Genomic DNA, 18,275 nt, shown 5'->3' on the forward strand with positions numbered 1-18,275 from the left:
TCTAGTGTGCCTCGTCCCAGTTGCCGGCGGCCCGCGCGTCGACGACGAGCGGCACGACGAGTTCCACCACCGGGTCGGCCGCGCCCTCCATGACGCGCTTCACCACCGGGATCGTCGCCTCGATCTCCTCGTCCGGTACCTCGAACACGAGTTCGTCGTGCACCTGCAGGAGCATGCGGGCCGACAGGCGCTCGGCGCGCAGCGCATCCTCCATGCGGATCATCGCGCGGCGGATGATGTCGGCGGCCGTGCCCTGGATCGGGGCGTTGATCGCGGCGCGTTCGACGGCCGCGCGCACCTGGGGGTTGCTCGAGCGGATGTCGGGATAGTGCGCGCGCCGGCCGAACAGGGTCTCGACATAGCCCGTCTCCTTGGCGAAGGCCTTGGTGCGGTCCATGAAGTCGCGAATGCCAGGGAAGCGCTCGAAATAGCGCTTGATGTAGCTTGCCGCCTCCCCTTGCGGGATCGCGAGCTGGGCGGCGAGGCCGAAGGCCGAGATGCCGTAGACGATGCCGAAGTTGATCGCCTTGGCGCGGCGGCGCACGTCGGACGGCATGCCTTCCACGGGCACGCCGAACATTTCCGACGCGGTGGTCGCGTGGATGTCCTGGCCCGACTGGAAGGCTTCGACGAGCTGCGGGATCTCGGCCATGTGGGCGAGGAGCCGCAGCTCGATCTGGCTGTAGTCGGCCGACAGGAGCTTGTGACCGCCCGCCGCGACGAAGGCGGTGCGGATCTCGCGGCCCTCCTGCGTGCGCACGGGAATGTTCTGGAGGTTGGGCTCCGAGGAGGACAGGCGGCCGGTCGTCGTCGAGGCCAGCGAGTAGGACGTGTGGATGCGCTCGTTCGCGTCCATGTAGACCGGCAGCGCGTCGGTATAGGTGCCCTTCAGCTTGGTGATCTGGCGCCAGTCGACGATGCGGCGCGGCAGGTCGTGGCCCTGGGCTGCGAGGTCTTCCAGGAGCTTGGCGTCGGTCGCCCACTGCCCGGTCTTGGTCTTCTTGCCGCCCGGCAGCCCCAAATTGTCGAACAGGACCTCGCCGAGCTGCTTGGGCGAGCCGACGTTGAAGGGCTCGCCGGCCAAAATGTGGATGTCGGCCTCAAGGCCCGCCGCCTTCTGCGCGAACCGGCCGGACAAGCGCGACAGGATCTGCCGGTCGGCGCGGATGCCGCGCTCCTCCATGCGGGCGAGGACGGGCACGAGGGGCCGCTCCAGCCGCTCGTAGACCGAGACCATGCCCTCGGCGGCGAGCCGGGGTTTGAGCACCCGCCAGAGGCGCAGCGTCACGTCGGCGTCCTCGGCGGCGTATTCCGTCACCCTGTCGATCGGGCAGGCGGCGATGGCCTTGGCCGCCTTGCCGGTGCCGACGAGCTCGCGGTAGCTGATCGGCTTGTGGCCGAGGAGGCGCTCGGACAATTCGTCCATGCCATGCCCCTCGAGCGACGACGAGGCGTCGAGCACGTAGGAGATCAGCATCGTGTCGTCGAAAGGCGCGAGCGCGATCCCGTGCCGGAGCATGACGAGATAGTCGTACTTGACGTTCTGGCCGATCTTCAGGATCGCGGGATCGGTCAGCACCGGCTTCAGGAGATCGAGCACGCGTCCGAGCGGGATCTGCGCGCCGACGCCCTCCTTCGCCTCGTCGCCCGACAGGAGGTCGCCCGCCCCCTCGCCGACATGGGCGATCGGGACATAGGCGGCCTCGCCCGGCGCCACGGCGAAGGACAGGCCGACGAGATCGGCCTTCATCGCATCGAGCGAGGTCGTCTCGGTGTCGAAGGCGAGGATGCCGGTCTCGTAGGCGCGCGCGATCCAGCGCTCGAGCGTCGCCGCGTCGCGGATGGTCACGTAGGCGGAGCGGTCGATGGGCTGCGAGGCGGCCGCGGCCAGGCGCTCGGCGGCCAGCGCCTTCGGGCTCATGGCGAGCTGCGCGTCGCCGGCCGGCGCGGCCGCATCGAGGTCGGGCCCGCGCGCGGGGGCCTTGGCGTCCACTTTGGCGGGCGCGACGTCGGCGGCGTCGGTGCCGAGCTTGGCGGCGACGCGGCGCGTCAGCGTCGTGAACTCCATCGCCTTCAGGAAGGCGACGAGCTTCTCGCCGTCCGGCTCGTGGATGAAGAGGTCGTCGAGGGCCACGTCGAGCGGCGTGTTCTGGTCGAGCGTGACGAGGCGCTTCGAAAGGCGCGCCTGCTCGGCGTTGGCGACGATCGATTCGCGGCGCTTGGCCTGTTTGATCTCGCCCGCGCGCTCCAAGAGCGCCTCCAGCGTGCCGAAAGTCTCCAGGAGATCGGCCGCGGTCTTCGGGCCGATGCCGGGAATGCCGGGCACGTTGTCGGAACTGTCGCCGACCAGCGCCTGGAGGTCGATCATCTTTTCGGGATAGACGCCGAACTTCTCGCGCACCTCCTCCGGGCCGAGGCGCTTGTCCTTCATCTGGTCGTAGAGGATGACGCCGGGCCCGACGAGCTGCATCAGGTCCTTGTCGGAGGAGACGATCGTCACGTCCCCGCCGGCTTCCCGCGCGAGCCGGGCATAGGTCGCGATCAGGTCGTCGGCCTCGAAGCCCTCCTTCTCGACGCAGGGCAGGTCGAAGGCGCGCACCGCCTCGCGGATCAGGCCGAACTGCGGGCGAAGGTCTTCGGGCGGCGCCGGGCGGTTGGCCTTGTAGCCGTCGTAGAGCGCGTTGCGGAACGTCGTCGAGGAGTGGTCGAAGATGACGGCGAAATGCGTCGGCGCGACGCCGACCGAGGTGTCGCGGGACTCTTCGACAAGCTTCCACAGCATGTTGCAGAAGCCCGACACGGCGCCCACCGGCATCCCGTCGGATTTGCGCGTCAGCGGCGGCAGCGCATGGTAGGCCCTGAAGATGTAGGCCGAACCGTCGACGAGGAAGAGATGATCGCCCTTTTGCATGGGACGGGTCGTATCGCGGGGGGCGCGTCCTGTCCATCGCGCCGGGGGCGGGAAGGTCTCCGCAACCCCTGCGTTTCCTGCCATGCGCACGGGTTTCAGATTACAAAGGTTTAATGCCTTCGATCACGCGTTCGTGATCGAGTCCCATTGAACTTAAACCTGTCAAGGCGCATTTTCTGAGCAACGACGCACACGATGACGTCGTGCTTCGGCCTCAAGCTCGTCCCCCGCTTTGAGCCGAATGTCGGAGCGGACGATCCCATCCCCCCTCACGGGATCCCGCTCTATTGAGAAGGAGCCGTCGCGACAACCCCCCTCCAGTCCGCGACGGCTCTTTTCTCACCTCACTCCAATCCCCGCACATCGATTTCGCCCCGCCTGTTGCGCAGGCGCGACAGAACTGGCTTGCCGTTCGCGCTTTGCGTCCGGCGCCGAGGCGCGCTATCGCAAGGCCGGACCCGTCCGGGGCGTCAGCGCCCCGCGACGCCAGCGAAAGGGCGTTTCCATGGCCGACCTCGACAGCGTGCTCGCCTGTCTCGACCTCAATCTCGACCGCTCGGTGGAGCGCCTGCAGGACCTCCTGCGCATCCCCTCCATCTCGACCGACCCGGCCTATGCCGCGGACTGCCGCCGCGCCGCCGAGTGGCTGACCGGCGATCTCGAGGCGATCGGCTTTGCGGCGCGCGTCGCCGAGACCGCCGGCCACCCGATGGTCGTCGCCCACCGCAAGGGTCCCGAGGGCTCGCCGCACGTCCTGTTCTACGGCCACTACGACGTCCAGCCGGTCGATCCGCTCAACCTCTGGGATGCCGATCCGTTCGACCCAAAGGTCGTGACCATGCCGGACGGCACGCGGCGCATCACCGGGCGCGGTTCCGCTGACGACAAGGGTCAGCTGATGACCTTCGTCGAGGCCTGCCGCGCCTTCATCGCCGAGACCGGCGGCCTGCCCTGCTCGGTCACGATCTTCCTCGAGGGCGAGGAGGAGTCCGGCTCGCCCTCGCTCCTCCCCTTCCTCGACGCCAACAAGGCCGAGCTCACCGCCGACGTCGCGCTGATCTGCGACACCAACATGTGGGACCGCGAGACGCCCGCGATCTCGACCGGCCTGCGCGGCCTCGTCGGCGAGGAGATCACCATCCGCGCGGCGTCGATGGACCTTCATTCCGGCTATTTCGGCGGCGCGGCCGCCAACCCGATCCGCGTTCTGGCGAAGATCCTCGCCGACCTTCACGACGCGGACGGCCGCGTCACCCTGCCGGGCTTCTACGACGGCGTGCCGGATCTGCCCGAGGACGTGCGCCGCGTCTGGAACGAGCTGCCCTTCTCGCAGGACGAGTTCCTCGGCTCCGTCGGCCTGTCGGTTCCCGCCGGCGAAAAGGGCCGCTCGGTGCTGGAGCAGACGTGGTCGCGCCCGACCGCCGAGGTCAACGGCATCGAGGGCGGCTACACCGGCAAGGGCTTCAAGACGGTGATCGCGGCGGAGGCCCATGCCAAGGTCTCCTTCCGCCTCGTCTTCGACCAGGACCCGGCCAAGATCCGGGAGAGCTTCCGTGCCTTCGTCGCCGAGCGCCTGCCGGCCGACTGCACGGCGGAGTTCCACGAGCACGGCGGCTCGCCGGCGATCCAGCTTCCCTTCGATTCGCCCGTCCTCACGACGGCCCGTGAGGCCCTGTCGGACGAGTGGCCGAAGCCGGCCGTGATGATCGGCATGGGCGGCTCGATCCCGGTGGTCGGCGAGTTCAAGCGGCGGCTCGGCATGCCCTCGCTCCTGATCGGCTTCGGTCTCGGCGACGACCGCATCCATTCGCCGAACGAGAAGTACGAGATGTCGTCCTTCGCCAAGGGCCAGCGCTCCTGGGCGCGCGTGCTGGCCGCTCTTGGCGAAAAGGGAACGGGCTGACGCCCACCCCTTCCGCGTTCGGACGCCCCTTCCCCGGCGCCCGAACGCGCTAGATGCGCCGGCATGGAAACTCGACCCGACGCCATGGACCCGCTTCGCCTCAACGCCCTCGACGCCGAGGATCTCGCGATCGTCTCGGCGCATGTCCAGGACGCGGTGCTGCGCGTCGGCGATCTGCAGCTCGACGGGCGGGCGGGCCGCCTCCTCGTGCCGATGAACCGCTTCGCCTGGGAAGCCGCCCGCCCGCGCCGCTGGTTCGCCAAGCCCGAGCCGGGGGAGCGCCGGCGCAGCGTCCTGCGCTTCGACCGCGTCCTATCCGCCAGCCGCACCGGCATCGACCTCGCGGCGCCCGAGGACGTCCTGTCGCTGCTTGCGCTGCGCTGGATGCCGGGCGACGATCCGTCCGGCTCGATCGAGCTTGTCTTTGCGGGCGAAGCCGCGATAAGGCTCCAAGTCGAATGTATCGAGGTCCAGCTGGCCGATCTCGGCGCCGCCTGGAGCACCCCGTCGCGCCCGTTCCACCGGGTCTGACGCGGCGCCCGGCGCCCGGCCGTCCAGCCCGAGGGAGATCCGCGCCTTGCCCCAGAGGCTGAACGCCGCCGAACCGGACTTCGAAGCCCGGTTCCGCGACCTCCTCGCCGCCAAGCGCGAGGTCTCGGCCGACGTGGAAGCCACGGTGCGCGCCATCCTCGACGAGGTGCGCCGGGACGGCGACGCGGCGCTGATCGCCTTCACCGAACGGTTCGACCAGCTGACGCTCTCGCCGGAAACCCTGCGCGTCGGCGAGGCGGAGATCGAGGCGGCCTTCCGCGCAACGCCGCGCGAGACGCTCGACGCCCTCGCCCTCGCCCACCGACGCATCACCAGCCATCACGAGCGGCAGCGACCGAAGGACGACCGCTACGAGGACGAGATCGGCGCCGTGCTCGGCAGCCGTTGGACGGCGGTGGAATCGGTCGGCCTCTATGTGCCGGGCGGCGCGGCGAGCTATCCCTCCTCGGTCCTGATGAACGCGGTTCCCGCCAAGGTCGCGGGCGTCTCGCGCATCGCCATGGTGGTGCCGGCGATGCGCGGCGCGCTGAACCCTCTGGTGCTGGCCGCCGCGCGGATCGCGGGCGTCGACGAGATCTACCGCATCGGCGGAGCGCAGGCGGTGGCCGCCCTCGCCTACGGCACGGCGACGATCGCGCCGGTCGCCAAGATCGTCGGCCCCGGCAACGCCTATGTCGCGAGCGCCAAGCGCCAGGTGTTCGGCACGGTCGGCATCGACATGATCGCCGGTCCGTCCGAGGTGCTGGTGATCGCGGACGCCGACAACGACCCCGACTGGATCGCCGCCGACCTCCTCGCGCAGGCCGAGCACGACCGCTCGGCGCAGTCGATCCTCCTCACCGATTCCCCCGCCTTCGCGAGCGCCGTGGAGACGGCGGTCGAGCGTCAGCTCCAGCGCCTGTCGCGGGCCGAGACGGCGCGCGCGAGCTGGGACGAGTTCGGCGCGACGGTCGTCGTCTCCGATCTCCTGACCGAGGCACCGCCGCTCGCCGACCGGATCGCCGCCGAACATCTGGAGATCGCGACCGCCGATCCGGACGCGATGTTCGCCCGCATCCGCAACGCGGGCGCCGTGTTCCTCGGGCGCCATACGCCGGAGGTGATCGGCGACTATGTCGGCGGCTCCAACCATGTGCTCCCGACGGCGCGCTCGGCGCGCTTCTCGTCGGGCCTCTCGGTGCTCGACTTCGTCAAGCGCACCTCGATCCTCCAGCTGTCGGCCGAGGCGCTGCGCGCGCTCGGGCCCGCCGCGATCGAGATCGCGCGCGTCGAGGGCCTCGACGCGCATGCCCGCTCCGTCGCCGTGCGGCTGAACCTCTAGGGAGCCGGAATGGCGGGCAAGCTGATCTCGGTGGATCTCGACGAAACGGTGGGGCGCGCCTCCGCCGACATCGAGCACGAGCGGGCGGTGGCGATCTTCGATCTGATCGAGGAGAACCTCTTCGAGCCCGAGGGCGTCTCCGGCGAGCGCTTCCGGCTGAAGCTGGCGCTGGCGGACCGCCGCCTCGTCTTCGACATCGCCGACGAGGCGGGCGTGTCGCTCACCGCGCATCACCTGTCGCTGACCCCCTTCAAGCGGGTGATCCGCGACTACTTCCTGATCTGCGACAGCTATTACGAGGCGATCCGCTCCTCGACGCCCTCGCAGATCGAGGCCATCGACATGGGCCGGCGCGGCATCCACAATGACGGCTCGGACCTCCTGCGCGAGCGCCTGGCCGGCAAGATCACGCTCGACAAGGATACGGCGCGGCGCCTGTTCACGCTGATCTGCGTCCTGCATCGGCGCAACTGAAACGAGGGGCTGTGATGGATCACCCGCAGAACAGCCGATCGACAACCAGGGGCCGCCCTTGAGCGAGACCGGCGGCAGCGCGAAGCGTCCGGGTTCGATCCTGTTCGTCTGCGGGATGAACGCGATCCGCTCGCCCATGGCCGAGGCCATCGCGCGGTCCGTGCTGCCCGGCACCTACGTCGCCTCGGCGGGCGTCAAGGACGGCGAGCGCGACCCGTTCGTGGACGTGATCCTCGCCGAGGAGGGCCTCAGCCTCGGCGACCGCAAGCCGCAGAAATACGAGGACCTCGCCGACGGGTTCTTCGACCTCATCGTCACCCTGTCGCCGGAAGCCCACCACGCGGCGATGAGCGCGACGGAGTCGGACGCGACCGCGGTGGAGTTCTGGCCGATGCCGGACCCCTCAGCCGTATCCGGCAGCCGCGGGCAGATCCTCGAGGCCTATCGCGACCTCTTCCGCCGCATCAAGGCGCGGCTCGACGAGTTCGGCCGGCGCTGAACCACCGCCGGCCGCGCCCCCGTCAGTGGGCGTCGACCTTCACGCCGACCTGCGGTTTCTGGACGAAGACGCAAAGCGCGCAGAGCGCCACGAACAGCCCGGTCAGGAACAGGAACACGTCGGAGAAGGCCATCACCGACGCCTCGCGCTTCACCAGCTGAACCATCTGGCCGATCGCCGCCTGGTTGCCGTCGATGCCCGCCGCCGACAGGTTGGCGGCGATCTCGGCCATCCGGTCCTCGGCGACCTGGCTGCCCCAGCGCACCCGCTCGGCGAGGCGATCGTAGTGCAGCGCCGTGCGATCGTTGATCATCGTGTTGATGAGCGCGAGGCCGACGGCGCCGCCGAGGTTGCGCGTCAGGTTGTAGAGGCCCGAGGCACCCTTGATCACCTGCGGCGGCAGGGTGCCGAGCGCGATGTTGTTGATCGGCACCATCGCCATCATCAGCCCGAAACCGCGCAGGATCTGCGGGATCAGGAGCTCGTAGAAGTCCCAGTCGTGGGTGATGCCCGTCATCAGCCAGGTTCCGAGGCCGAAGGAGACGAAGCCGATCGCCATCATCACGCGCGGATCGAGCCGGGTGGACAACTTGCCCGAGATCGGCGCGGTGAAGAACATCGCCATGCCCGAAACGAACATCGTCTCGCCGATCATCAGCGAATCGTAGCCGCGGATGCGCCCGAGATAGACCGGGTAGAGGTAGGTCAGGCCGTAGAGGCCGACGCCCATGATAAAGGAGAACAGGGAGCCGAAGGCGAAGTTGCGGTTCTTGAACGCCGTGAGGTCGACGATCGGCTCCTTCGCCGTGAAGGCGCGCCAGAAGAACACGAGCGCGCCGACGACCAGCACCACGGTCATGACGACGATCACCTCGTCCTCGAACCAGTCGTCGAGCGGGCCCTCTTCGAGGACGTATTCCAGGGCGCCGAGGAAGGCGGCCATCCCGAACAGGCCGTACCAGTCGAAGCGCGAGAAGAGCGACAGGTCCGGCTTGTCGAAATCGACGAGATTCCAGACCGCGAGCGTAACGACGATGCCGAAGGGCACGTTGACGAGGAAGAGCCAGTGCCAGCTCATCGCATGGCTGAGATAGCCGCCGACCGTCGGGCCGATGGTCGGCGCAAGCGTCGCCACGAGGCCGATCATCGGCGAGACCACGGCGCGCTTGGACGGCGGGAAGATCGTGAAGGCGGCCGCGAAGACGCTCGGGATCATGGCGCCGCCGATGAAGCCCTGCAGCGCCCGGTAGAGGATCATCTGGTCGATGTTGGTCGCCGTCGCGCAGAGCGCCGAGGCGGCCGTGAAGCCGGCCGCCGCGAGCGTGAAGAGGATGCGCGTCGACAGCATCCGGGCGAGGAACCCGGACAGGGGGATCATGATGACTTCGGCGATGAGGTAGGCGGTCTGGACCCAGGCCACCTCGTCGGACGAGGCGGACAGACCGGCCTGGATCTCGGCGAGCGAGGCCGAGACGATCTGGATGTCGAGGATCGACATGAACATGCCGAAGACCATGGCCATGAAGGCCAGGACACGGCGCGCGGGGACATGATCCGCATCGGCCCGAGCGACGGGCGTATCGGCGGTGATCGACGACATAGGAGCCTGCCTTGCCGGTCCCAAGCGGGACCGGCCGTGACGAAGGGTGGGGGTTAGTCGGCCTCGGCGAGAGCGTGCGAGCCGGCCGGCGCCGTGCGGGTATCGACCGAGGCCGTCACCGACAGGCCCGGCCGCAGGTTGCCCTTGGCGGCCTCGGCCGGATCGACCGCGACGCGCACCGGCACGCGCTGGACGATCTTGGTGAAGTTGCCGGTCGCGTTGTCGGCCGGCAGCAGCGAGAAGACCGAGCCCGAGGCCGGGGCGAGCGAGACCACGGTTCCCTTCACCTCGACGCCCGGCAGGGCATCGACCTCGATGCGCACGGTCTCGCCGACCTGGATCTCGTGGAGCTGCGTCTCTTTGAAGTTCGCGTCCACGTAGATCTTGTCGAGCGGCACCACGGAGGCGAGCCGGCGGCTCGGCGACACGAGATCGCCCTCCTGCACCGACAGGTTGCCGATCACGCCGTCATAGGGCGCGCGCAGCGTCGTGAAGGAGAGGTCGCGGGCCGCCTGATCGCGCGCGACCTCGAGGCCCTCGAGCGTCGTGTTGCCCTGGTTGATCTGGGCATCCAGGACGCCAACATTGGCCTTGGCCGATGTCACCGCGGCCTTGGCGCCGACGAGCTTCGCATCGGCCTCGGCCTTGGCGGAGCGGGCCTGATCGAGCGGCGCCTGGGCACCGGCTCCGGTGCGGGCGAGCTGCTCGGCGCGCTGAAGGTTGAGCGCCGCCTGACCGACCGCGGCGTCCGCCACCGTGACGTTGGCCTCCGCCTCGCCGACCTGACCGAGCGCGGCCTCGCGCTGGGCCTCGATCGAGCCGATCGCCGCCTTCTGCGAAGAGATCTTGGCTTCGGCGGAGCGCAGGGCGAGTTCGTAGTCGCCCGGATCGATCTCGATGATCGGGTCGCCCGCCTTCACCGGCTGGTTCTCGATCACCGGCACGGAGCGGACATAGCCCGTCACCTTCGGCGTCATCACCGCCATGTCGGCGCCGACATAGGCGTCGTCGGTCGAGACGAGGAAGCGCCCGTCCACCCACCACTGGTGGCCGTACCACGCACCGCCGCCGAGCGCCGCCACGATGACGAGCGGCAGGAGCAGCTTCTTGCCGATCCCGCCCTTCTTCTTCGTCGACGGGGCGGCGTCGGCCGACTTGGCGGCCGGCGGCGCGCTCTCGCCCGTCTTGCGGCCGACGACCTCGAGCTTCGGCGTGTCGGACATGCGCTCGGCGTCGAGCGAAGGGTTTGACTTTTGAGACGCGGACTTCGACATAGTGGCAGAACCCAAATCGAACCGAACCGTTCGGTTCGACGTTGACATAGACGTGATGACCGGGCAGGGCAAGGGTGATCCCTGCCGACGCCTGGATTATTTCGGCACCCTTATCGAAAAGTGCTCTCGAAACCGTGACCGCTCTCCCAGAACTCGTACAGACCCCGTCGACGCCCAGCGATCGTCGTGCCGCAGCGGGCGAGGACCCGACCAAGCGACGACAGATCCTCGAGGGCGCCCGCCGGGCGTTCGTGGGTCTCGGCTTCGATGCGGCCTCGATGAACGACGTGGTGCGCGAGGCCGGCGTCTCGAAATCGACGCTCTACGTCTACTTCCGGTCGAAGGAAGAGCTGTTCCGCGCGCTCATCGAGTGCGAGCGGGAAGCTTATCTCGCCGAAGTGGAGGCGCTTCTCACCGATCCCGGCGACCCCGCCGACACGCTCCTGCGCTACGGGCAGCGCCTTGCGCGGCTCGTGATGTCGCCCGAGGCGATGCATGCCAAGCGCACGGTGATCGCGGTCGCCGCCCGCATGCCCGAGGTCGGGCGCGAGTTCTACCGGCATGGGCCACAGCGAGGCCTTGCCCTGCTGTCGGCCTATCTCGAAAAGGCCTGCGCGGCCGGCACGCTGGAGATCCCCGACGTCGCCCTGGCGGCCGCCCAGTTCGTGGAACTCGCCACCGCCGGCATCCTGCGCCGGCGCTTCTTCGACGACGAGGCGCCCGCGATCTCGGACGACGAGATGGCGCGTGTGGTCGCCTCCGCGGTTCGCCTCTTCATGGCGGGATACGGACCCCGGCGCGCCTGACGCGCACGGGATCGCCCGACACCCTTAAGGCTCGGCGACCTCAGCCGCGCCCTTCGGCAAAGAAGGCGATCGCGGCCTGCACGTCCTCGATCCCGAAGCCCTTCTCCGACGACGTCGCGATGATTTCCGGGAAAGCCGCCGGCCGCTTGCGGATCGCCTCGCGGGTCGCGGCCTCGAGCTTGGGCAACGCGAGTGCCGAGATCTTGTCGGCCTTGGTCAGCACGATCTGGTAGGACACCGCCGCCTTGTCGAGCAGCGCCATGACGTCGGCGTCGTTCTTCTTGATGCCGTGGCGGGCGTCGATCAGAACGAAGACGCGCTTCAGCGTCGCGCGCCCGCGCAGGTAGTCGAAGACGAGCTTGGTCCAGGCGTCGACCTGCTCCTTCGGGGCCTGCGCGTAGCCGTAGCCGGGCATGTCGACGAGCGCGATCGGCGGCAGGTCGCCGGCCTCGCCGGAGTAGCCGTCGGGCACGAAGTAGTTCAGCTCCTGCGTGCGCCCCGGCGTGTTGGAGGTGCGCGCGAGCCCCTTCTGGCCGACGATCCCGTTGATCAGCGACGACTTGCCGACATTGGAGCGCCCGGCGAAGGCGACCTCGGGCGGCCCCTCCGGCGGCAGGAACTTCATCGCAGGCACGCCGCGGATGAAGACCCAAGGGCGTGCGAAGAACAGGCGGCGCTCCTCGCCCCCGTCGGTGCCGGCCGTCGCGTGGTTGTCCTGCGTCTCGCTCATGCCGCCTTCTCCAGCGCGTCGATGTCTGCGCCGCGGATGGCGGCAAGGTTTCGGCCGATCCTGTCGATCGGCCAGTCCCACCAGCGGAGCGCCAGGAGGCGCGTCACGATCTCCGGCTCGAACCGCCGCCGCCGCTCGCTCGCCGGGTTGCCCGCGACGATCGAATAGGGCGCGACGTCGCGCGACACGACGCTCGACGCCGCGATGATCGCGCCGTCGCCGATCGTGACGCCCGGCAGGATCAGGGCATCGGCGCCGATCCACACGTCGTTGCCGACCGTGGTATCGCCCTTGTTGCCGGCGGCGATGGTGGTGAAGTCGAACCCGACCTCCCAGCCGCCGCCGAAGATGTTGAACGGGTAGGTCGAGAAGCCCGTCATCGCGTGGTTCGCCCCGTTCATCACGAAGCGCGCCCCGGTGGCGATGGCGCAGAAGCGGCCGATCACCAGCTTGTCGCCGAGGAACTCGTAATGGTGGAGGATGTTGCGCGTGTCGAAGAGCAGCGCCGCGTCGGGATCGTCGTAGTAGGTGTACTCGCCGATCTCGACATCGGGCGCGGTGACGACGTTGCGCAGGAAGACGATGCGCTGGTGGGCGGGCACGGGGTGCACCGCTCGGGGATCGGGGCCAAGGGACATGACCGCTTCTTACGGCCTTGCCGGCGGCGCGTCCACCGCGGCGGGAAGGCGAAGCGGGCGGAGCCTTCGATGGCTCCGCCCGCTCGTCTCAGCTCGTCTTCTTGCGACGGAACGTGTCGCGCAGGTTGTCCCAGAGCTCGATCTTGGCGCCGTGCCGCTTCATGATCACGGTCTGCTGCGTGATCGAGAGCGTGTTGTTGACGGTCCAGTAGATCACGAGGCCGGCCGGGAACGAGGCCATCATGAAGGTGAAGATGATCGGCATCCAGGTGAAGATCATCTGCTGCGCCGGGTCCGGCGGCGTCGGGTTCAGCTTCATCTGGATGAACATCGTGATGCCCATCAGGATCGGCCAGATGCCCACCATCAGGAGATGCGGCAGGGTGATCGGGATCAGCCCGAACAGGTTGAACACGCTCGTCGGATCGGGCGCCGCCAGATCCTGGATCCAGCCGAAGAAGGGCGCGTGCCGCATCTCGATGGTGACGTAGAGCACCTTGTAGAGCGCGAAGAACACGGGGATCTGGACCAGCACCGGCCAGCAGCCCGCCGCCGGGTTGATCTTCTCCTCCTTGTAGATCCGCATCATCTCCTGCTGCTGCTTCACCCGGTCGTCGGCGTATTTCTCGCGCAGCTCGGCGATCTTGGGCTGCACGGTCTTCATGCGCGCCATCGAGCGGTAGGACTTCGACGCCAGCGGGAAGAACAGGATCTTGAGCGACACGGTGACCAGGATGATCGCGATGCCGAAATTGCCGGTGAAGCGATAGAGCCAGTCGATGTAGTGGAACATCGGCTCGGTGATGAAATAGAACCAGCCCCAGTCGATCAGCTGGCCGAAATGGGCGATGCCGAGGTTTTCCTCGTAGCCGTTGATCGTGTCGACGACTTTGGCGCCGGCGAACGCCCGCGTCGTGGTGTCGAGCGTCGTGCCCGGCTGGATCGTGATCGGGTCGGCGAGATAGTCGGACTGGTAGAAGGCCCGCCCGTCCGCCGAATAGCGGAAGTTCGGCTGGAACGTGCCGATGCCGGCGGCGGGCACCAGCGCCGTCGCCCAGTACTTGTCGGTGATGCCGATCCAGCCGACCGGGGTCTTGGCCGGCGAGACGCGGCCGTCCTCCTCGATGTTCTTGTAGGTGACCTCCTGGAGGCCGTCCTCGCCGAGATGGCCGATGAGGCCCTCGAAGATCACGAAGGCGGCGGCGTGCTCGGGCTTGGAGAAGCGCACCGAACGCCCGTAGGGCGACAGGGTGACCGCGGCCGCGCCGTCGTTGCGCACGCTGTCCTCGACCGTGAACATCGACTGCGCGTCGATCGAGATGCGGCGCGTGAAGGTAACGCCCGCCTCGTTCGACGCGGTCAGCGTCACGGGCGTCTGGGGCGTCAGGGTCTGGTTGCCCTCGGCCTGCCACAGCGTGCCGGGCCCGGGCAGCGCGCCTGCCCCTTGGCCCGAATAGCCGAACTCCATGAAATAGGCATTGGAGCCGATCGTCTCGGGTGACAGGAGCACGATCGTCGGCGAAGAGTCGTCGACGGTCTCGTGGTAGTTCTTCAGGCGCAGATCATCGAGCCGCGCGCCCTGGAGATTGATCGAGCCCGACAGCGACGGCGTGTCGATGGCGATGCGCGGGGAAGCGGCGAGCGCCGCCTCGCGGGTCTGCCCGTCCACGGCGGGCGTCTGCGTCGTCGGCACGACGCTTTCGCGCCCGGCCGGCGACACGGCCCCTTCCTGGGGCGTTCCGGCGGGCGTCGTCGGCGTCTGAAGGGTCGCTTCGGCGCTCTGCGTGGCGAGCCGCTCCGCTTCCATGCGCGGGTTGATGACGAGGAACTGCCACCCGACCAGAACGGCGATCGACAACGCCATGGCGATCAGGAAATTGCGGCTGTTTTCCATGGAAGGTCAGATCCCCGGAGGAGGCGTTGCGGGCGCCGGCTTGTGCGCCTGCACCTTGGCGACGCGCCTCGATAGCTCGCCCGTGAGCGTCTCGAACGGCAGGGTGAGAAGCTCGCGACGGGCGACGATCACATAGTCGAAGCCAGCGGCCATGTCAGCCCCGCACACGGTGCGGATGGCCTCACGAAGACGTCGGCGGATGCGATTGCGCTCCACCGCGTTTCCGACCTTGCGCGTCACGGTGAGGCCGTAGCGGGCCGCGCCGCCATCGGCACGGTCCAGGGCCTCGATCAAAAAGAAGGGGCCGTTCAAGCGACGGCCCCGTCTCGCGGCCAGAAACTCGGCACGCTTCGTCAGTCTGCAGATCGCGGGTCCGCTGGAGCCGGAAGGCCTCGGCGTCAAGCCGACAGGCGCTTGCGGCCGCGAGCGCGGCGAGCCGCGATGACCTTGCGGCCGCCGGTCGTGGCCATGCGGGCGCGGAAGCCGTGGCGACGCTTGCGGACGAGCTTGGAGGGCTGGTAGGTGCGCTTCATGGTCGTATCCCGCAGTGGACCTGCGGACCTCTTGATCTTCTATGGGTTCAATTCGAACGTCGAACGCACGAAAGATCCGCATGGGCAAGCCCCATCCGACCCGGCATCCGTCTGTGGGCGCGCTTATAAGGAGGAAGCCGGGACCAAGTCAATCGCCTCCGCCCCGATGACGACGGCTGCGGGCCATTCCGCGAGGCATCGGCCCGCCTGGACGCTCGTTTACGCCCTTTCGGGATGACCCGGGCGCGACGATCCCCTAGGCTTGCGTCACGTTTCCCTTATCTGCGACGCCAGTCCGCCCCGGGCGTTGGATCCTTGATGACACGAGCCACCAACGAAGCGAAGCCACGGGAGGACACGCGTCCCCGCTTTGCCAGGCGGCTGTCGACCCGGCTGTTCGCCCTGACGGTGGTCGCCGTCATGGGGGCCGAGGTGCTGGTCTTCGTGCCCTCGATCGCGCGCTTCCGCCTCGACTGGCTTCAATCGAAGCTGGAGACCGTCTCGGTGGCCACCCTGATGGCGGATTTCGCCGAAGGCGGCCTCCTCCTGTCTCCCGACCAAGAGAGCGAGCTTCTCCATGCGCTGGATGCGCGCCTCATCGCGATCCGGCGCCCGGGCTCGACCGAGCTCCTGGCGCGGGCACCCGATCTCGTCAGCGTCGACGAGCAGGTCGACCTGACCAAGGAGAGCCGCATCGATTCGGTGCTCGCCGCCTTCGACACGCTTCTCAGCCACCGGCCGCGCACGATTCGCCTCGTCGGCGCGATCGGCGACGGGACGATGACCGGCGAGATCGTCTTCGATGAGGCGCCGCTGCGCCGCGCGATGCTCGTCAACTCGCGCAACATCCTTCTCCTGTCGCTCGGCATCGCGAGCTTCACCGGACTTCTCGTCTTCGGCGCGATCAGCCTCTTCCTCCTGCGGCCGATCCGTTCGCTGACGCGCGCGCTGGTGCGCTTCGGCGCCGATCCGGAGGACCCGTCGCTGATCCTCCGCCCGAGCGGGCGCAGCGACGAGCTCGGCATCGCCGAGCGGGAGCTCGCCGGGATGCAAGGGGTGCTGGCCGACACGCTGCGCCAGCAGCGGCGCCTGGCCGACCTCGGCCTTGCGGTCTCCAAAATCAACCACGACCTGCGCAACATCCTCGCCTCGGCGCAGCTGATCTCCGACCGTCTGGCCGACGTGCCGGACGCGCAGGTCCAGCGCTTCACCCCGGTCCTGATCCGCAGCCTCGATCGCGCGCTCCACTATACCCAATCGGTGCTCGCCTACGGGCGCGCGGCCGAAAGCCGGCCGGTGCGCCGGCTGACGCTCCTCCATCGCCTCGTGGAGGACGTCTTCGAGACGCAGCTCGTCACACCGGAACAGCGGATCGAACTCGTCAACGGCGTCGATCCGAAGATCGAGGCCGACCTCGATCCCGAGCAGTTCTTCCGTGCCTTGTCCAATCTCGTGCGCAATGCGGTCCAGGCGCTCGAGGGCGAGAGCGGCGACGCGATCGTGCGGCGCATCGCCATCTTCGCCGAGGCGCCCGGCGACGGTCTCCTTCGCCTCGTCATCGAGGACACCGGTCCGGGCCTCGGGCCGGCCGCGCGCGATCATCTCTTTCAGGCCTTCCGCGGGTCGACGCGCGCAGGAGGCACGGGCCTTGGCCTCGCGATCGTCGCCGAGATCGTCAAGGCGCATGGCGGGCAGATCCGGCTCGGCGCCTCCACGACGCCCGGCGCGCGCTTCGAGATCCAGCTCCCCGGCGCCCTCCCCGCCCCCTCGGGCAACTCATGATCGCCCTGCGACGGCCGCCTCCGCTCCCATTTGCAACAAACACGACAGCCCCTCGCAGAATCGCTTGCAATCCCGCCGGGACTTGGCTAGTTACCGCTCACGAACGGCCGAGGCCTAGCCCGACGTTCCAGGCGCCCGTAGCTCAGCTGGATAGAGCACCAGACTACGAATCTGGGGGTCAGAGGTTCGAATCCTTTCGGGCGCGCCAAAATTCAACCACTCCGGTACAGAACTGCGAACCAGTTGCACTTCAGCGGCTGAGAGCGCTCACGCAACCAATATGTTGGTGATGGATGCCCCTCAACTCACGGCCATACCTGAGGCCCGGTGAGGAGATGTGCCTTGATTCGCGTCAATTCCCAGATCTCGTCGATGACTGTGGATCGGGTTGGAGTAAGGCTTCTGTTTTGGGAGGATCGGCATCCAAACGGAGCTCTGAGGCAATCTGGATGCAATGCCGAAGGGCGGATACTGCACAACCGTCCAAAAATGCTCGGTCTCTTGACTTAAATCGCAACAATCGCAGTGGGCTCCGTCGAAGGCCTAGCTCCAGGGGAAATTCCTACGCGATTATATTATTGATAAAAAAATTCCACGCCTTTGAGATTGCGCCAGAATAAATTTCGAAATTCGTCTGTCTGCTTCAAAATCCAGTCCTTTTATTCGAGCGCCTTGCCGGAAGGCGTCATCCATCCGCTCCAGCAAGCAAGGGAGAAAATACAGATCCTCCTTTGTTACATTCCAACCCGTCCGAATGTGTCCGATTGGTTAAGACAGACGCTTCTTGGCTTGGTCGGCCAAGCTGCCGAGGATCATCGCGCAGGACGTCGCACCGGCGGCGAGGACGCCGCGCGAGCGCTCGCCGAGCCGGCTTGGCCCGGCCGATCTTCGCCACGAGGTCGATCGTCGAGTCGCGCCCCTTGTCGGCGGCGGCCGTGAGCGCGTCGAGCGCTTCGGCAAACGACTTGCCCTTCCCCGTCGCCGCATCGAACGCCTCGACGGCCGGCACGAACGTGTCGAGCAGCGTCTTGTCGCCGACCTTGGCCGAGCCGATCGACTGCACGCCCTCGAGACCCTTGTGGAGCATGGTCGAGAACAGGGCCGCGTCGATCGCCTCCCGGCCCTCGATGGCTTCCGCGAACTCGGTGAAGGTCATGCCGTAGAGCGGGCCCATCGAGCCGCCGATCTCGCCCATCAGCACCTCGCCGAGAAGCGCGAAGGCCTCTGCCAGCGACGCGTCGCGGCCCTTCAGCCGCTCCGCCGCCATGCCGAAGCCCTTGGCCATGTTCACGCCATGGTCGCCGTCGCCGATCTTGCCGTCGATCTCCGACAGATAGGCCTTGTTCTCGACGATCCGC

Annotated in this window: 15 protein-coding genes, 1 tRNA gene and 1 pseudogene; 8 read left to right on the top strand and 9 right to left on the bottom strand. The window is 68.0% G+C overall.

Going from position 1 to position 18,275, the window contains the following annotated elements; genetic code table 11:
- Position 1 precedes the first annotated feature (1 nt).
- On the bottom strand, positions 2–2,911 hold the full coding sequence (polA, locus tag ASF65_RS20575) for a DNA polymerase I (RefSeq protein WP_055893741.1): 2,910 nt from the start codon (positions 2,909–2,911) through the stop codon (positions 2–4).
- Positions 2,912–3,416: 505 nt separating this feature from the next.
- On the opposite strand from polA, the gene ASF65_RS20580 reads away from it, so the two are divergent.
- The 5 genes from ASF65_RS20580 to ASF65_RS20600 all read left to right on the top strand — a co-directional run bounded on the left by ASF65_RS20580 (position 3,417) and on the right by ASF65_RS20600 (position 7,660).
- Positions 3,417–4,814: a dipeptidase gene (locus tag ASF65_RS20580; protein ID WP_055893744.1), complete on the top strand. Its 1,398-nt coding sequence runs from the start codon at positions 3,417–3,419 to the stop codon at positions 4,812–4,814.
- A gap of 84 nt (positions 4,815–4,898) precedes the next feature.
- Positions 4,899–5,345, top strand: coding sequence for a DUF2948 family protein (locus ASF65_RS20585; protein WP_055893747.1), 447 nt, complete (start codon positions 4,899–4,901; stop codon positions 5,343–5,345).
- Positions 5,346–5,391: 46 nt separating this feature from the next.
- Entirely contained in the window at positions 5,392–6,687 is a 1,296-nt protein-coding gene (hisD, locus tag ASF65_RS20590; RefSeq protein ID WP_055893750.1) for a histidinol dehydrogenase, read from the top strand.
- 9 nt (positions 6,688–6,696) lie between these two features.
- Complete coding sequence (locus tag ASF65_RS20595; protein WP_055893751.1) at positions 6,697–7,161, top strand: UPF0262 family protein; 465 nt, start codon at positions 6,697–6,699, stop codon at positions 7,159–7,161.
- A gap of 58 nt (positions 7,162–7,219) precedes the next feature.
- Positions 7,220–7,660, top strand: coding sequence for a low molecular weight phosphatase family protein (locus ASF65_RS20600; RefSeq protein ID WP_055893752.1), 441 nt, complete (start codon positions 7,220–7,222; stop codon positions 7,658–7,660).
- 22 nt (positions 7,661–7,682) lie between these two features.
- Here the strand turns inward: ASF65_RS20600 and ASF65_RS20605 are convergent, their stop codons facing one another.
- Both ASF65_RS20605 and ASF65_RS20610 read right to left on the bottom strand, forming a co-directional pair.
- Positions 7,683–9,260, bottom strand: coding sequence for a DHA2 family efflux MFS transporter permease subunit (locus ASF65_RS20605; protein ID WP_055893755.1), 1,578 nt, complete (start codon positions 9,258–9,260; stop codon positions 7,683–7,685).
- Between the two features lie 53 nt (positions 9,261–9,313).
- Positions 9,314–10,483, bottom strand: a complete 1,170-nt coding sequence (locus tag ASF65_RS20610) for an HlyD family secretion protein (protein WP_244486879.1) — start codon at positions 10,481–10,483, stop codon at positions 9,314–9,316.
- A 185-nt stretch (positions 10,484–10,668) separates the two neighbouring features.
- Here ASF65_RS20610 and ASF65_RS20615 point away from each other — a divergent pair, with 185 nt between their 5' ends.
- Complete coding sequence (locus ASF65_RS20615) at positions 10,669–11,340, top strand: TetR/AcrR family transcriptional regulator (protein WP_055893760.1); 672 nt, start codon at positions 10,669–10,671, stop codon at positions 11,338–11,340.
- A gap of 40 nt (positions 11,341–11,380) precedes the next feature.
- Here ASF65_RS20615 and yihA read toward each other — a convergent pair whose 3' ends face one another.
- The 5 genes from yihA to rpmH all read right to left on the bottom strand — a co-directional run bounded on the left by yihA (position 11,381) and on the right by rpmH (position 15,135).
- On the bottom strand, positions 11,381–12,070 hold the full coding sequence (gene yihA / locus ASF65_RS20620; protein ID WP_082505921.1) for a ribosome biogenesis GTP-binding protein YihA/YsxC: 690 nt from the start codon (positions 12,068–12,070) through the stop codon (positions 11,381–11,383).
- Entirely contained in the window at positions 12,067–12,708 is a 642-nt protein-coding gene (locus tag ASF65_RS20625; protein WP_055893763.1) for a CatB-related O-acetyltransferase, read from the bottom strand. Before ASF65_RS20625 ends, yihA begins: the two co-directional genes overlap by 4 nt.
- Positions 12,709–12,796: 88 nt before the next feature.
- Positions 12,797–14,602: a membrane protein insertase YidC gene (gene yidC / locus ASF65_RS20630; protein ID WP_055893766.1), complete on the bottom strand. Its 1,806-nt coding sequence runs from the start codon at positions 14,600–14,602 to the stop codon at positions 12,797–12,799.
- A 6-nt stretch (positions 14,603–14,608) separates the two neighbouring features.
- Complete coding sequence (rnpA, locus tag ASF65_RS20635) at positions 14,609–14,959, bottom strand: ribonuclease P protein component (RefSeq protein ID WP_156369411.1); 351 nt, start codon at positions 14,957–14,959, stop codon at positions 14,609–14,611.
- Positions 14,960–15,000: 41 nt separating this feature from the next.
- Positions 15,001–15,135 carry a 50S ribosomal protein L34 gene (gene rpmH, locus ASF65_RS20640; protein WP_026501365.1) on the bottom strand — a complete coding sequence of 45 codons (135 nt, stop codon included), beginning with the start codon at positions 15,133–15,135 and terminating at the stop codon, positions 15,001–15,003.
- Between the two features lie 318 nt (positions 15,136–15,453).
- Between rpmH and ASF65_RS20645 the strand changes: the two genes are divergently transcribed.
- Positions 15,454–16,917, top strand: a complete 1,464-nt coding sequence (locus ASF65_RS20645; protein WP_055893772.1) for a HAMP domain-containing sensor histidine kinase — start codon at positions 15,454–15,456, stop codon at positions 16,915–16,917.
- 131 nt (positions 16,918–17,048) lie between these two features.
- Positions 17,049–17,125: transfer RNA gene (locus ASF65_RS20650), tRNA-Arg, on the top strand.
- A gap of 560 nt (positions 17,126–17,685) precedes the next feature.
- Here ASF65_RS20650 and dhaL read toward each other — a convergent pair.
- Positions 17,686–18,275 (bottom strand): annotated as a pseudogene (dhaL, locus tag ASF65_RS20655) (dihydroxyacetone kinase subunit DhaL); the annotation flags it as partial.

It is taken from the genome of Aureimonas sp. Leaf324, from assembly GCF_001423245.1.
Taxonomy (GTDB): Bacteria; Pseudomonadota; Alphaproteobacteria; order Rhizobiales; family Rhizobiaceae; genus Aureimonas.